We start from the raw sequence: 12,841 nt of genomic DNA on the forward strand, positions 1-12,841 counted from the left end.
GGGCCTGAAGGAGTTGATCGCAGACCAAGACCGCTTCGAGTGCCCTGCGGGACCGTAAAACAGGCCTTCAGATTGTCCGCTATTCGTCGAAATAGCCCGAGGCGTCGACGAAAGCTTGGACCGCGGCCTGATCGGCGTAGTCCAGTTCCAGCATGGTTTTGATCGCCAGGGCCTTGTCAGCCGCCCGCTCATAATAGCGACGCGTGATCGCATAGCCTACGTAGTAGCCTAGGTCGGCCACGCCGAAGGCGTTGTTCATCCCGTTGTACAGCCAACCGCTGTAGTCGTTCTCCATCATGTCCTTGTGGAAGGCGGCCTTGATCGTCGCGTCGTTGGCAGGGCCGTAGGCGACATAGGGCAGGTCCGGCAGGCGGCCGGCTGCCTTTTCGGCCACGAAGTCGGCGACGCCCTCATAGACGGCTTGGCCCAGCAGGGTTTGTCGCTCGCCGTTCTGCTGGGTGTGGACGAACTCGTGGGTCGCCAGCAGGTCGAGGTTGTCCAGCGGGCGGCTGGCGAAATAGGTCCCGAAGAAGCGCTGGAGCCCCGGTGGCATCTGGGAGACATCGACGCTGTCGTCGCCCGCGGCCATTTCGACGCCGATCAGCACCTTGTCCCCTAGGGCGGTCCCAGCCGAGCGCAGGGCGCCGATCTCGAAATAGACCCCGGCTGGACGCAGGTCCGGGTATAGGGCGCGCATGCGAGCTAGGTGGCCTTCCAGCCGATCCAGCGCTCCGGCGGCCAGGGCGGTGCGCGGCCGCACCGTGTCCCAGTATTTCGGATAGGCGCGGATCGCGTTCAGATAGGTGTCGGCCGTATAGCCCTTGGCCTCCATGAAGGCAGCCAGGCCGGGCGTTCCCTGGTCGATGTACAGGCGCTGGAACAGGTCGCGCTGCTCCGTCGGGTCCTGCGTCGCCCGCACGGCGTCATAGGCGATCCAGAAGCGGGCGACGTCGTCGTCCGTAACCCGGACCGCCGACGGCGAGGCCGGCGCCTGGGCCGTGGCCGGCAAGGCCGTCGCAAGAAGAACGAGGGCGGAGACGGCGGACAGGATGATGCGCATCGGGTTTCCCTACTTGCTCGCCGTTCGCTCGCGGCGATGCATGGTGGTCGTATGAAAGAAAACATGCATCATGTATACGTCGATGCATGATAATTATCGTCGCATGCTCGAAACGAACGGCGCTACATCCATGGACGTGACCGCTTCCGATCATCCGCCGGCCCCGATCTTTGACCTCATCACCGAGCGCTATCTCGGCCTGAGCGCGGGGCATCGGCGCGTGGCCGACGTCATCCTGTCGTCTCCGCACGAGGCGGCCTTGATGACGCTGAAGGACCTGGCCGAGGCCGCCGCCGTGTCGGAGGCGACGGCGAACCGCTTCGCGGGCCGGCTGGGCCTGCCGGGCCATCCCGAGCTGAAGCGGCTGCTGCACGAAGACCTGCGCGACACCTTGCGGTCGATCGAGAATTTCGGGGACGTCATCGCCGAGGCGCGAACTTCCGGCGATCCCTGGCACCTGTCGCTGGAGGACGACGCCGCCCGGCTGCGACGGATCGCTCCCCTGGGCGGCTGGGGAGAGTTCGCGCGGGCTTCGTCGCGTCTGGCCGGCGCGCGCAGGGTCTATCTGGTCGGCTTCGGCAGCAGCGCCTTCCTGGCCCAGTACGCCCAGTTCTGCCTGTCGGCCCTGCGGCCCGACTGTCATGCTCTGGTCGACGGGGCCGGGCTGGAGGGGGCGAAGCGGCGTCTGCTCGACGCCGGGCCGGAGGACGCCGCCCTGCAGATCGCCTTCGCCCGCTATTCCGAGGCGACCCTGACCACGGCCGTCGTTCTGAAGGAGCAGGGCGTGCCGGTCATCGGGATCACGGACGGTCCTGATTCTCCGCTCGTTCCCTTCTGCGAGGTCGGCATCGTGGTCCCGCGCAAGCCGGGCTTCGTCCTGTCCGGGGCGGGGGCGGGCGCCGTGGCCGCGATCGACGCCCTGCTGCGCGGGACCGCCGACATCCTGGGCGAGCAGGCCGTGATGCGGCGCTCGGCCCGCCTGACCTCCCTGCTCGGCGACGCGGTGATCACGCCGCGCCCCTGAACGCCGTCAGCGGTCCGGGGCGAAGAAGCGGGCGGGCGTTAGGTGCGGCAGCAGAAAATGCTGAACCGATGTCAGCAATGAATCGGCTTGCGAAATAGGTGTCGTGCTTGAAAGCAGACTCCCGGCAGGCGCGGAATGTCGCGTTTAGGGCGTTGTCCTTGCGACAGCTCTTGGCGCTAAGCCGACCTGATCGCGATGGCGGACAGATCGTTGGCTGCATCGATCGGCACGCCTGAGGCTTTCCGTTCGGAATAGCGGTCCACCAACTGCCCGGCATGGGCGCGGGTCAGGATGGTGAAGCGCACCAGTTCCTCCATGACGTCGACGATGCGGTCGTAGTAGCTGGACGGCTTCATTCGGCCGTCGTCGTCGAACTCCATGAAGGCTTTTGCCACGCTGGATTGGTTGGGGATGGTGATCATCCGCATCCAACGGCCGAGCAGGCGCAGCGTGTTGACCGCGTTGAAGCTCTGCGAGCCGCCGGAGACCTGCATGACCGCCAGGGTGCGGCCCTGGGTCGGGCGCATGCCGCCCATGTTGAGCGGCAGGTGATCGATCTGAAGCTTCATGATCCCGGAGATCTGGCCGTGGCGCTCGGGGCTGCTCCAGACCATGCCTTCGGACCACAGGGCATGTTCGCGCAGTTCGTGGACGGCGGGATGGTCGTCGTAGTCGACTTGATCCGTCAGCGGCAGGTCGGATGGATCGAAGATACGCGTCTCGCAGCCCATGAAGCGCAGAAGGCGGGCGGCTTCCTCGACGCAGAGGCGGGAAAAGGATCGATCTCTCAGTGAGCCGTAGAGCAGCAGGATGCGCGGGGGATGATCGTTCGGGCCAAGACCGAGTGCAGGCTGGCTGGACAGGTAGGCCGGGTCCAGCGCTGGTAGGTGGTCGGGATCGGGCAGGTCGCGAAGACGGGTCATTGGGTACGCAACTCCTTGAACATGAATGCTGCCGAAGCCGGACACAGGGCGCTAAACTGCCTAGAGGCGGCGATGGCGGTCGGCGCGGCTGATCGGGGCAGGGCGGTGTAACCGTGCCGCTCGAAGAAGGCGGCCGCCGCGGTCGTGAGCAGGTAGAGGCCGGACGCATTTTGCGCGGCAGCCTTAGTTTCCAGCCAGGACAGGATTACTGAGCCGTGGCCTTCGCCGCGACGGTCGTCGATGACAACAATGGATCGGATCAGGGCGTCGGAGCCGACCTGCTCAAGCCCGCCGTAGCCGATCAGTCCGGCATCGTCCTCGAAACGAAAAAAACGACGGCCGGGTTCTTGGAGGTCGTCCGTGGGCAGGCCGGCGGCCTCCAGCGCGGCGATCAGATCGGGGGTGGGCTGGGGCAACTCTACGACGTTGAAGCCCATCAGCAGGTATCCTGCTTCGGGACGGTCGCTTGGAAGTAGCGGCGGCCCAGCCACAGGGCGACCGACACCAGCAGGATCAGTACCGGCACCTCGACCAAGGGGCCGATGACGGCGGCGAAGGCGACCGGCGAGGCCAGCCCGAAGGCGGCGATGGCGACCGCGATCGCCAGTTCGAAATTGTTGGAGGCGGCGGTGAAGGCCAGGGCCGTTGTCCGCGGATAGTCCGCCTCGATCAGCCGCCCCATCAAGAAGCTGACCACGAACATGACGAAGAAGTAGATCGTCAGGGGGATGGCGATTCGCAGGGCGTCCAGCGGCAGGGCAACCACCTCGCCGCCCTTCAGGCTGAACATGGCGACGATGGTGAACAACAGGGCGATCAGGGTGATCGGCGCGATGCGCGGCAGGAAGCGCGTCTCGTACCAGTCGTTCCCCTTCCTCGCGACAAGGGTCCGCCGGGTCAGGAAGCCGCCGAGGAAGGGCAGGCCCAGATAGACCAGGACGGCGCCGGCGATGGTCCAGACGCTGACGTCGACTACGCTGCTCTCCAGCCCGAACAGGGGCGGCAGCACGGTCAGGAACAGCCAGGCGTAGAGGCTGAAGAAGGCGATCTGGAAGATCGAGTTGAAGGCGACCAGGCCCGCCACATACTGGTTGTCGCCCCGCGCCAACTCGTTCCAGACCAGCACCATGGCGATGCAGCGGGCCAGGCCGATCAGGATGACGCCTGTCATGTATTCCGGCTGGTCGCGCAGGAAGATGACCGCCAGGGCGAACATCAGCACCGGCCCCAGGACCCAGTTCTGGAACAGGGACAGGGCAAGCACGCGCTTGTCGGCGAAGACGCGCGGCAGTTCCTCGTACTTCACCCGCGCCAGCGGCGGATACATCATCAGGATCAGGCCGATGGCGATGGGGATGTTGGTCGTCCCGACCGACAGGCTGTCGATCCAGACGGGAAGCCCCGGCACAAGCGTGCCTAGCAGCACGCCCAGCGCCATTGCCGCGAAAATCCACAATGTCAGCCAGCGGTCCAGGAAGGACAGGCGGCGCTGCGGCTGTTCAGTAATCAGGGCATCGACCATCAGCGGACCCTCCGGCCCTCGGCGTCGATGACGACCTCGCCGTCCTCCTTGGTGAAAGGCTTCAGGCCTTCGGACGGCAGGAGGTCCAGGACCGTCTCGGACGGTCGGCACAGCTTCACGCCCAGCGGGGACACGACGATGGGACGGTTCAGCAGGACGGGATGCGCCTCAATGGCGTCCAGCAACTGGTCATCGGTCAGGGTGGGATCGTCTAGCCCCAGTTCAGTGAAGGGCGTGCCCTTCTCGCGCAGCAGGCTGCGCAACGGTGCGCCCATGCGCTCGACCAGCCCCAGGATCATGGCGCGGCTGGGCGGCGTCTTCAGATACTCGATGACGTGCGGCTCGATCCCGACGTGGCGGATGAGGGCCAGGGCGTTGCGCGACGTCCCGCAGGCGGAGTTGTGATAGATGACGACGTCCATGACTGCCTCAGGCGCGGCAGGGCGAGAGTTCGGCCAGCAGCGGCTCGCACAGCTCGGCGCGGCCCTGGCAGCAGTCCTTGAGCAGGAACAGGACCAGCGCCTGGAGGCGGTCCAGATCAGCCCGGTAGATGATCGACCGGCTGCGCCGCTCCGAACTGATCAGACCGGCGCGGGACAGAACCCCGAGGTGCGCCGACATGGTGTTAGCCGGCACGGCGAGGGCATCCGCGATCTCGCCGGCGGGGAGGCCCTCGGGTTCGTGCCGCACCAGGAGGCGGAAGGTCTCAAGCCGCGTGGACTGAGCCAGGGCAGCGAGGGCGAGGATGGCGGGTTCTGATTCCATAATTCCAAGATAATGGAATTAATGCCGTCGTCAACTAAACCCGCAAGAAGGCCCGCTTGCATCCTGCCTCCCGATGTCGCTCATGGCTCTGAAGAGACTGATTTCCCTTCGCAAGATTCCGAGACCCTTTTCCGGGTGGAGCGCTCTCGGAAACGGTTGAGCAAGGAGGAATTTGTCGTTCGAGTGCTGCGTTGAGCAAGTGTCAGTTCGAAGTGTCGCCGTCGATATGGTTGGTCGCTCCATCTATCTTCGTCTGACTAGCTTCGGTGTTTCGCCGGGACCTAGCCGGCCGGCACGGTCGCCTCAGCGCGGTTTCGTCGACGACGTGCCCCCGGCGCTGACGCGTGTATCGACCTGCGGGATCGAAAGCTCGGGGCATCCGGCGCGGCGCGCCGTTCGTATAGGATTAGGAGCTGATGGAGCTGCGCCATGAATATCGCGATCGCCTACCTTCTGACCCTGGTCGCCTTCGCCGTGATCGACACGGCCTGGCTCGGGAGCATGGGGGATCGGCTATACCGCCCGTTGATCGGGTCAATGCTGGCTGACAACTTCAGGCTCGCGCCCGCCATCGCTTTTTATGCGCTCTATGCTGGCGGTCTCACCCTGTTCGCCGTCCTGCCTGGATTGGCCGAGGGCGGCTGGAAGAAGGCGTTGATCTGGGGCGGGTTGTTCGGCCTCTTCGCCTACGGAACCTATGACCTGACCAATCTGGCCACGCTGAAGACCTGGAGCCTGAAGCTGTCGCTGATCGACATGGCCTGGGGCGTGTGTGTCAGCGCCGGGGCGTCGTCGATAGCGTGCGCATTGGCGATGCGATTGCTTCGAACGCCTGTCTAGCGCCGGGGCGGTCGCGGGAAGAAGGCGCTGGTGCGGGCGACGTAGGCGGCGAAGGCTTCGGGGCGTGAGCGGCGCATATGGGCCTCCAGCAGCGGCACGCCCGATACCCGCGTCAGCAGCCAGTAGATATAGACAGGCCCGCTCAACGCCAACCAACCCCAGGGCCAGGCGCCGCTGAGTTCGATGGCGAACACCGGCCAGGCGCACCAGCTCAGCCATTCAAAGAAGTAGTTAGGGTGCCGCGACCAGCCCCAGAGGCCGACGTCGCAGACCTGCCCGCGATGGGCGGGATCAGCCTTGAAGGCCGCGAGTTGGCGGTCCGCGATGGTTTCGCCGAGCAGGGCGGACGCGAACATCAGGCCGGCCAGGCCGTCCTGCAAGGTCAGGCCCGGCGTCGGATTGCGCGCCGCCAGCAGGATGCTGAGCACCAGAAAGGCCGCGGCCCCGGCCTGCAACATGAGGAAACCAAACATCCTGGGCTGGAAGCTCGCGCCCCATTGGTCGCGCAGGTGGGCGTAACGCGGATCCTCGCTCTCATGAGCCGCGCGGGCGGCGATGTGCAGACCCAGCCGCAAGCCCCAAAGGCAGATCAACGCGGATGTCAGCCATTGGCGCGCGGATGGCGCTGCGTCGTCTATCGGAAACAGGGCGACGCCGACCCCCGCCGCGCCCAGACCCAGCGACCAGAAGGCGTCGGCCCAGCCGCCTTGGCCGGTGCGACGCTGGACAAGCCATGCAGCGGTCATCACGGCCACCATGAACAGCGCCGCCGCGCCCCAGAGCGGCAGCAGTCGGATCATAGCCGCACGAAGGGCTGCATCAGTCGGCCCAGCCATCCGTCGAGCTGGATCTGGCCGTCCAGGGCGACGACGCAGAGGCAAGGGCCGTCCGACACCACGCGCGGCTGGTGCAGAACCTCGGGGTCGGCTTCTTCCAGATCGCCGACGTCGAAGCGTTCGGTCTCGGTGGCGTAGGCGCCGAACAGGACGCAGGTCAGCTCGACCCCGCCGTGGGTGTGGCGCGGCGTTTCGCGCCCCGGACCGATCTCCAGCAGGATGACGCGGCAGTCGCCGTCGCGCGGAGCGTGGACGTCGCGCACCCGCATTCCCGGACCGATCCAGCGCCACCGACCCAGGGCGTAGCGGCGCAAGGGTTCGGGCAGTTCGGGCATGTCGTTGAGCGGCGCCGGGGCCTTTACCTCGCCCGCGTCGGTGTCGATCCGCGCCATGGCCCGCGCCAGGGCGTCGTCTGCCATGGGGGTGGGCGCGGCTTCGCTCAGGAACTCGCCGCCCACGGCCTGTAGCTGGCGCACCCAGGCGTCGTTGGCGGGGCGCAGGGCCAGATGCGCGGCGACCACCACGGCCTCGGGCGGGCTGAGGTTCCCCGCGGCATAGGCGAGGAGGCGTTCCTCGGAGGGGTTGCGAAGAGCCTTCATCGGGCGGCCTCCTCGGACGGTTCGAGGATCAGGCGCAGTTTGATCATGGCGTTGCGGATACGGGATTTGACGGTGCCCAGCGGCAGGTCGAGTTGGCGGGCGATTTCGGAATGGGGGCTGTCCATGAAGAAGGCGAGGCGCAGCACCTCGACTTGATCGGGTTTGAGCCGCGACAGGGCGTCGCGAACCCGCTCGGCGTCTTCGGACAGCACCAGAAGGTCGTCAGGTCGTTCGACCGTCTGTTCCGTCAGTTCGATCTCGGGGACGGGCAGGGGGCGGGCGTCGCGGCGCAGCATATCGAGCCGCCGGTTGCGGGCGATGGTGAAGATCCACGTGGCGGCCCGCGCCTTGCGCGCATCGAACAGGTCGGCCTTGCGCCAGACCGTCAGCATGGCGTCCTGGGCGAAGTCTTCGGCCGCGCCGGGCGTGGCGCCTGACTTGATCAGCCAGGCCTTCAGGCGGGGGGCAAAATAGCTGAACAGTTGGGCGAAGGCCTCGCGGTCGCGTCTCAGCGCCACGGCCTCGATCAGCCGGTCATGCACGAACGGATCGGGCGAGAGCGCGTCCAGGCTCATGCCGGACGCCCGCCGCGCAGGGGATGTGAATGACGAAGCCTCGGCATGCATGAAGCCTAATACGCTTCGTGGAAATGTCTGGATCATTCGCAATCCGATCGCGGCGCCGGTGCGTAATCGGGACATGTCCTATCCTGCCGCTGACAGTTTGAAGATCGCCGTGATCGGCTCGGGCGTGGCCGCCCTGTCGTCGGCCTGGCTGCTGTCGCAGCGCCATAGAGTGACGATCTATGAAAAGGCGGACCGTCTGGGCGGTCATTCCAACACGGTGACGGCGGGCGTGGCGACGGGGGTTGTGCCGGTCGACACCGGCTTTATCTGCTTCAACGACGCCACCTATCCCAACCTGATCGCCTTGTTCGCGCATCTGGGGGTCGAGACCCGCGCGACCGATATGTCGTTTGCCGTGTCGCTGGACGGCGGACGGTTCGAGTACGCCGCGCCCGGCCTGTTCGCCCAGCGCCGCAACGTCCTGCGTCCGCGCTTCTGGTCCATGCTGGGCGAGATCATGCGCTTCTATCGCGAAGCGCCGATCGATCTGGGCGACCTGACCGATCCCAATCTGACCCTGGGCGCCTATCTGAAGCGCGAGGGGTTCAGCGAGGCCTTTCGCGATGATCACCTGCTGCCGATGGCGGCGGCGATCTGGTCGTCGCCGGCGCATACGCTGATGGACTATCCTGCGGAGGCCTTCATCCGGTTCTGCGGCAACCACGGCTTGTTGAAACTGGTCGGACGCCCGCTGTGGCGCACTGTCGAGGGCGGCAGCCGGGTCTATGTCGAGCGCCTGGCGCATGAAATCGATGACGTGCGGCTGAACCACGGGGTGACAGGGGTGCGGCGCACGGATCAAGGCGTCATGGTCCACGACAGTGAGGGCGGCGTCGAGCGCTTCGACCATGTCGTCATCGGCGCCCATGCCGATCAGGCTCTGGCCATGCTGGCCGAGCCGACCGCGCGCGAGAAGGAGGTGCTGGGCGCCTTCCGCTACAGCCGCAACCTGACCGTCCTGCATACGGACGCGGGTCTGATGCCGCAACGCCGCCGCGCCTGGGCCAGTTGGAACTATATCGGGGCCGACGAGGGCCTGTGCGTGACCTACTGGATGAACAAGCTGCAAGGGCTGCCGGGTCAGGACCTGTTCGTCACCCTGAATCCGCCGCGCCCGCCCAGGCCGGACAGTCTGCTGCGCAGCGAGCTGTACGAGCACCCCATCTTCAACTCCGCCGCCATTCAGGCGCAGAAGCAGTTGTGGAGCCTACAAGGGCAGGGCGGCGTCTGGTTCTGCGGCGCCCACTTCGGCGCGGGCTTTCATGAGGACGGCCTGCAATCGGGTCTGGCCGTGGCCGAGCAACTGGGCGGCGTGCGGCGGCCGTGGTCGGTCCAGAACGAGAGCGGCCGCATTCATCTGTCGCCCGCCGCATCGAAGGTCGTGGAGCAGGCCGCGTGACCCAGGCCTCAGCCCTCTATCGCGGCGACGTCATGCACAGGAGGCTGCGGCCCCGGGCGCATCAGTTGAACTATCGCGTCTTCTGGCTGCTGCTCGATCTGGCCGAAATCGACGGGCTGGACCGACATCTTCGCCTGTTCTCGCGCAATCGGTTCAACCTGCTCTCCTTTCATGATCGTGATCACGGCGACGGGTCGGGAACGGCGCTGCGCCTTCAGATCGAAGACTTCCTCGCGCGCGCCGGGGTCGACATCGGCGACGGGCCGATCCGTCTGCTGACCATGCCGCGTGTACTCGGCTACGTCTTCAACCCGATCAGCCTCTACTACTGCCATCAGGCCGATGGCCGGCTGGCGGCCATGGTCTATGAGGTGACCAGCACCTTTGGCGTGCGCCACGCCTACGTCATCCCGGTGCGGAGCGAGGATCAGGCGGCGGGTCTGATCCGTCAGGGCGCGGCCAAGGCCCTCTATGTCTCGCCATTCATGGGCATGGAGATGGACTATGCGTTTCGCGGCCATACACCCGGAGAGAAGCTGGATCTGACGATTGACGGTCTGGACGCCGAGGGTGTCCTGATCACCGCCGCCATGTCCGGCGAACGACGACCGCTGCAGGACGGACAGTTGTGGGCGGCGGCGCTGGCCTTGCCGCTGATGACCTTCAAGATCATGGCCGCCATTCATTGGGAGGCGCTGAAGCTGTGGCTCAAGGGCGTGCGTCTGACCAGACAGCCGCCTCCAGCCCGGGAACCTTTCACGATCCAGCGACGGGCACGTGAGAGCCGTCTTGCGCGTTGATCTTTGGAAATCCCCGGGGCGCGCCGTCCTCCGCGCAAGAGTCGTCTGATCTCATGACCACCACCTTCTATGGCGAACGTAACGACAGGCGGACGGCGTCTCCGGTTTTCGTCCTGGTCATGCGCCTGCTATCCGCCAACTGGACCTGGGGGCGGCTGACCCTCATCCTGCCCGACGGCGCTCGCCATCAGTTGACAGGCAGTGACCCCGGCCACGCCGCGGTCCTGACCATCCGCGACCCTCGGTTCGCCAGGCGCGTGCTGAAAGGCGGGGATATAGGCTTTGCAGAAGGCTACATGGCGGGCGAGTGGGACACCCCCGATCTGGCGATCCTGCTGGAGACCCTGGTCAACAACTACGACCACATCCGACGCCTGTTCGACGGCAACCCGCTGATGAATGGTCTCAACTGGCTCGGGCATCGGTTGAACCGGAACAGTCGACGCGGCTCGCGCCGGAACATCCACGCCCACTACGACCTCGGCAACGCCTTCTACGGGGCTTGGCTGGACCCTTCGATGACCTATTCGTCAGCGCGGTATGAAGGGGCGGGACAGTCCCTACAGGACGCACAGCGCGCCAAATACGCCTCTTTGGCGAGGATGATGGACCTGCAACCGGGGCATAGCGTGCTTGAAATCGGCTGCGGCTGGGGCGGTTTCGCCGAGTTCGCCGCGCGCGAGGTCGGGGCGGTCGTCACCGCCGTCACCATCTCGCGAGAACAGCATGACTATGCGCGCCGTCGCCTGTTCGAGGCGGGGCTGGCCGAGCGTGCCGACATCCGCCTCATCGATTATCGCGATGTGGAGGGCCGGTTCGACCGCGTCGCCTCGATCGAGATGTTCGAGGCGGTGGGGCGCGAGTACTGGCCGACCTATTTCCAGAAGGTCCATGAGGTGCTGACGCCCGGCGGCCGCGCGGGCCTGCAAATCATCACCATTCAGGACGACCTGTTCGACGAGTATGACGCGCGTACAGACTTCATCCAGAAGTATGTTTTCCCCGGAGGCTGCCTGCCGTCCGAAGCGCGGATGGCGCCTGACATCTCCAGCGCGGGCCTGGTCGAGGCGGGGATCGTGCGTTTCGGCGGCGACTACGCCGAGACCCTCGCCGAATGGGCCCGACGCTTCGAAAGCGCCTGGGGCGAGATCGTCAGGACGGAGGCGAGCTTCGATGACCGCTTCCATCGCCTCTGGCGCTTCTACCTCGCCTACTGCGAGGCCGGCTTCCGGTCGGGCCGTACCGATGTGATCCAGATGGCCCTGCAGCGCGCCTGATCCTCAACCGTGGATTCCCGATGGCTTTGAGACGCGCGTCCATTCTCCTCGTCGTCGCGGCCGGCGAGCCGTCCGGCCGGTATCTGTGGCTGATGAGCCGGACGGCGAACCCCTCGGATGCGGTCAAGGCGACCATCATGACCCGCACGGCCGCGATCGGCTATGATCTCGCCCTCGTGCGCGAGACCCGGCATCTGCCGTAAATCTGATCACTCAATCCGTGCGTATTCCTCCGCAGAAGAGGGAGACACGAGGATGGCCGGCAAGGGGTTTCGCGGGATGGGGGCGGCGGTTCTGGCCATGGCCACGGGAGCCTGTGCCAGCGGCGCCGCGCCGTCGCACACTGGCTTTCTGACGACCTATGAAGGCCTGGCGCCCAGAACGGACGTGGTGCGCGCCTCGGTCTCGCAGCGGCGGGACGAGGCCTTGGCTTCCAGCATCACCCGGCTATGGGTGGCGCCCGCCGAGGTCTTCGGCGTCAAGGATCCAGTGCTTTCTGATGACGACCGGCGCGCGGTGATGAACGAGGTGGATCGGCAGCTCTGCTACGAATTGAGCGAGCGGTTCGAGATTTTGGATCAACCCGATCCCCAGGCCGGAACGGTGCGCGTCGGCGTTACCTATATTCGGCCGACGCATCAGGCCGGCTCGGCGGCGGCTGCCGTCGCCAACTTCTTCATCCCCGGTCCGATCAAGGTGAGGGCGCCCGGCGGCACGGGCGGCCTCGGCGCGGAGGCCGAGCTGCTGGCGCCGGACGGTCGCCAGGCCGCCGCCATTGTCTGGCGGCGCGACGCCATGGTGGTGGGCACCGATAGGCCGTCGCTGTCGCGCATCGGCGATGCTCATCAACTGGCGGAGCCCCTGGGCGACATGGTAGGCGACGCCCTTGCGCCCAGTGACCGTGCGTTGCGCCCGAGACCTGACCTGGATCCCTGTCGGCGGTTCGGTCCGCGCGTACGGGTCGAAGGGATCCTCGCCGGCATCGCCACGGGCCTGTACGAACCCGGTCTGAGCGGCGGGCGGCGGGCTCCTGAAAGCGAAGCGGACAGCGACTGATCGTGTGGCTCATCAGGAGCAGCCCGGGTGAGCCCGCGCTCCTGGAAGGAGGCTGGCCGCCGCGGACAGTTGCGGGATGCCTTTGACTCAGGCGGCGACGCCGAAAGGGCGGCC

At 66.3% G+C, this 12,841-nt stretch carries 16 protein-coding genes; 7 read left to right on the forward strand and 9 right to left on the reverse strand.

Annotated elements, in window-relative coordinates; genetic code table 11:
* Window positions 1-79: 79 nt before the first annotated feature.
* Window positions 80-1,060 carry a hypothetical protein gene (locus CQ039_RS02960; RefSeq protein ID WP_105564490.1) on the reverse strand — a complete coding sequence of 327 codons (981 nt, stop codon included), beginning with the start codon at window positions 1,058-1,060 and terminating at the stop codon, window positions 80-82.
* Between the two features lie 130 nt (window positions 1,061-1,190).
* Here CQ039_RS02960 and CQ039_RS02965 point away from each other — a divergent pair, with 130 nt between their 5' ends.
* Window positions 1,191-2,084 (forward strand): MurR/RpiR family transcriptional regulator, encoded by an 894-nt coding sequence (locus CQ039_RS02965; protein ID WP_158256017.1) that lies wholly within the window; start codon window positions 1,191-1,193, stop codon window positions 2,082-2,084.
* Between the two features lie 176 nt (window positions 2,085-2,260).
* Here CQ039_RS02965 and arsH read toward each other — a convergent pair whose 3' ends face one another.
* Genes arsH through CQ039_RS02990 form a run of 5 tightly spaced genes read right to left on the reverse strand, consistent with a single transcriptional unit; the run spans window position 2,261 to window position 5,294 of the window.
* Window positions 2,261-3,007 carry an arsenical resistance protein ArsH gene (gene arsH / locus CQ039_RS02970; RefSeq protein WP_105564492.1) on the reverse strand — a complete coding sequence of 249 codons (747 nt, stop codon included), beginning with the start codon at window positions 3,005-3,007 and terminating at the stop codon, window positions 2,261-2,263.
* Window positions 3,004-3,444 carry an arsenic resistance N-acetyltransferase ArsN2 gene (gene arsN2, locus CQ039_RS02975; RefSeq protein ID WP_105564493.1) on the reverse strand — a complete coding sequence of 147 codons (441 nt, stop codon included), beginning with the start codon at window positions 3,442-3,444 and terminating at the stop codon, window positions 3,004-3,006. The genes arsH and arsN2 overlap by 4 nt, the downstream gene beginning before the upstream one ends.
* Window positions 3,444-4,529 carry an ACR3 family arsenite efflux transporter gene (gene arsB, locus CQ039_RS02980; RefSeq protein WP_199183596.1) on the reverse strand — a complete coding sequence of 362 codons (1,086 nt, stop codon included), beginning with the start codon at window positions 4,527-4,529 and terminating at the stop codon, window positions 3,444-3,446. The genes arsN2 and arsB overlap by 1 nt, the downstream gene beginning before the upstream one ends.
* On the reverse strand, window positions 4,529-4,951 hold the full coding sequence (arsC, locus tag CQ039_RS02985; protein ID WP_105564494.1) for an arsenate reductase (glutaredoxin): 423 nt from the start codon (window positions 4,949-4,951) through the stop codon (window positions 4,529-4,531). Before arsC ends, arsB begins: the two co-directional genes overlap by 1 nt.
* A gap of 7 nt (window positions 4,952-4,958) precedes the next feature.
* A complete protein-coding gene (locus CQ039_RS02990; RefSeq protein WP_105564495.1) occupies window positions 4,959-5,294 on the reverse strand; it encodes a helix-turn-helix transcriptional regulator in 336 nt (111 codons plus the stop codon).
* 429 nt (window positions 5,295-5,723) lie between these two features.
* On the opposite strand from CQ039_RS02990, the gene CQ039_RS02995 reads away from it, so the two are divergent.
* Entirely contained in the window at window positions 5,724-6,134 is a 411-nt protein-coding gene (locus tag CQ039_RS02995; RefSeq protein ID WP_105564496.1) for a DUF2177 family protein, read from the forward strand.
* Here the strand turns inward: CQ039_RS02995 and CQ039_RS03000 are convergent.
* The 3 genes from CQ039_RS03000 to CQ039_RS03010 are packed head-to-tail and all read right to left on the reverse strand — an operon-like array spanning window position 6,131 to window position 8,144.
* The gene (locus CQ039_RS03000; RefSeq protein ID WP_105564497.1) at window positions 6,131-6,934 is read right to left on the reverse strand and encodes a DUF1295 domain-containing protein; all 804 of its coding nucleotides are present in this window, start codon (window positions 6,932-6,934) and stop codon (window positions 6,131-6,133) included. The two genes, CQ039_RS02995 and CQ039_RS03000, sit on opposite strands and share 4 nt — an antisense overlap.
* Complete coding sequence (locus CQ039_RS03005; protein WP_105564498.1) at window positions 6,931-7,569, reverse strand: ChrR family anti-sigma-E factor; 639 nt, start codon at window positions 7,567-7,569, stop codon at window positions 6,931-6,933. Before CQ039_RS03005 ends, CQ039_RS03000 begins: the two co-directional genes overlap by 4 nt.
* Complete coding sequence (locus tag CQ039_RS03010) at window positions 7,566-8,144, reverse strand: sigma-70 family RNA polymerase sigma factor (RefSeq protein WP_233190306.1); 579 nt, start codon at window positions 8,142-8,144, stop codon at window positions 7,566-7,568. The genes CQ039_RS03005 and CQ039_RS03010 overlap by 4 nt, the downstream gene beginning before the upstream one ends.
* 124 nt (window positions 8,145-8,268) lie before the next feature.
* Between CQ039_RS03010 and CQ039_RS03015 the strand changes: the two genes are divergently transcribed.
* Genes CQ039_RS03015 through CQ039_RS03035 form a run of 5 tightly spaced genes read left to right on the forward strand, consistent with a single transcriptional unit; the run spans window position 8,269 to window position 12,727 of the window.
* Window positions 8,269-9,594, forward strand: coding sequence for an NAD(P)/FAD-dependent oxidoreductase (locus CQ039_RS03015; protein WP_105564500.1), 1,326 nt, complete (start codon window positions 8,269-8,271; stop codon window positions 9,592-9,594).
* Window positions 9,591-10,394 (forward strand): DUF1365 domain-containing protein, encoded by an 804-nt coding sequence (locus CQ039_RS03020; RefSeq protein WP_105564501.1) that lies wholly within the window; start codon window positions 9,591-9,593, stop codon window positions 10,392-10,394. Before CQ039_RS03015 ends, CQ039_RS03020 begins: the two co-directional genes overlap by 4 nt.
* A gap of 53 nt (window positions 10,395-10,447) precedes the next feature.
* Window positions 10,448-11,671 (forward strand): cyclopropane-fatty-acyl-phospholipid synthase family protein, encoded by a 1,224-nt coding sequence (locus CQ039_RS03025; protein ID WP_105564502.1) that lies wholly within the window; start codon window positions 10,448-10,450, stop codon window positions 11,669-11,671.
* Window positions 11,672-11,691: 20 nt separating this feature from the next.
* The gene (locus CQ039_RS03030) at window positions 11,692-11,874 is read left to right on the forward strand and encodes a lipocalin family protein (RefSeq protein WP_105564503.1); all 183 of its coding nucleotides are present in this window, start codon (window positions 11,692-11,694) and stop codon (window positions 11,872-11,874) included.
* Window positions 11,875-11,926: 52 nt separating this feature from the next.
* Window positions 11,927-12,727 carry a DUF3313 family protein gene (locus CQ039_RS03035; RefSeq protein WP_158256018.1) on the forward strand — a complete coding sequence of 267 codons (801 nt, stop codon included), beginning with the start codon at window positions 11,927-11,929 and terminating at the stop codon, window positions 12,725-12,727.
* Window positions 12,728-12,841: the final 114 nt, after the last annotated feature.

It is taken from the genome of Brevundimonas sp. MYb52 (assembly GCF_002979535.1).
Taxonomy (GTDB): domain Bacteria; phylum Pseudomonadota; class Alphaproteobacteria; order Caulobacterales; family Caulobacteraceae; genus Brevundimonas.

Excerpts from the sequence above, each read along its gene's own strand:
- CQ039_RS02965 (WP_158256017.1), top strand. The coding sequence starts at position 1,191 with ATGGACGTGACCGCTTCCGATCATCCGCCGGCCCCGATCTTTGACCTC.
- arsC (WP_105564494.1), bottom strand. The coding sequence starts at position 4,951 with ATGGACGTCGTCATCTATCACAACTCCGCCTGCGGGACGTCGCGCAAC.
- arsH (WP_105564492.1), bottom strand. The coding sequence starts at position 3,007 with ATGACCCGTCTTCGCGACCTGCCCGATCCCGACCACCTACCAGCGCTG.
- CQ039_RS03025 (WP_105564502.1), top strand. The coding sequence starts at position 10,448 with ATGACCACCACCTTCTATGGCGAACGTAACGACAGGCGGACGGCGTCT.
- arsN2 (WP_105564493.1), bottom strand. The coding sequence starts at position 3,444 with ATGGGCTTCAACGTCGTAGAGTTGCCCCAGCCCACCCCCGATCTGATC.
- arsB (WP_199183596.1), bottom strand. The coding sequence starts at position 4,529 with ATGGTCGATGCCCTGATTACTGAACAGCCGCAGCGCCGCCTGTCCTTC.
- CQ039_RS03010 (WP_233190306.1), bottom strand. The coding sequence starts at position 8,144 with ATGAGCCTGGACGCGCTCTCGCCCGATCCGTTCGTGCATGACCGGCTG.
- CQ039_RS03000 (WP_105564497.1), bottom strand. The coding sequence starts at position 6,934 with ATGATCCGACTGCTGCCGCTCTGGGGCGCGGCGGCGCTGTTCATGGTG.
- CQ039_RS02960 (WP_105564490.1), bottom strand. The coding sequence starts at position 1,060 with ATGCGCATCATCCTGTCCGCCGTCTCCGCCCTCGTTCTTCTTGCGACG.
- CQ039_RS03015 (WP_105564500.1), top strand. The coding sequence starts at position 8,269 with ATGTCCTATCCTGCCGCTGACAGTTTGAAGATCGCCGTGATCGGCTCG.
- CQ039_RS02990 (WP_105564495.1), bottom strand. The coding sequence starts at position 5,294 with ATGGAATCAGAACCCGCCATCCTCGCCCTCGCTGCCCTGGCTCAGTCC.
- CQ039_RS03030 (WP_105564503.1), top strand. The coding sequence starts at position 11,692 with ATGGCTTTGAGACGCGCGTCCATTCTCCTCGTCGTCGCGGCCGGCGAG.
- CQ039_RS03005 (WP_105564498.1), bottom strand. The coding sequence starts at position 7,569 with ATGAAGGCTCTTCGCAACCCCTCCGAGGAACGCCTCCTCGCCTATGCC.
- CQ039_RS02995 (WP_105564496.1), top strand. The coding sequence starts at position 5,724 with ATGAATATCGCGATCGCCTACCTTCTGACCCTGGTCGCCTTCGCCGTG.
- CQ039_RS03035 (WP_158256018.1), top strand. The coding sequence starts at position 11,927 with ATGGCCGGCAAGGGGTTTCGCGGGATGGGGGCGGCGGTTCTGGCCATG.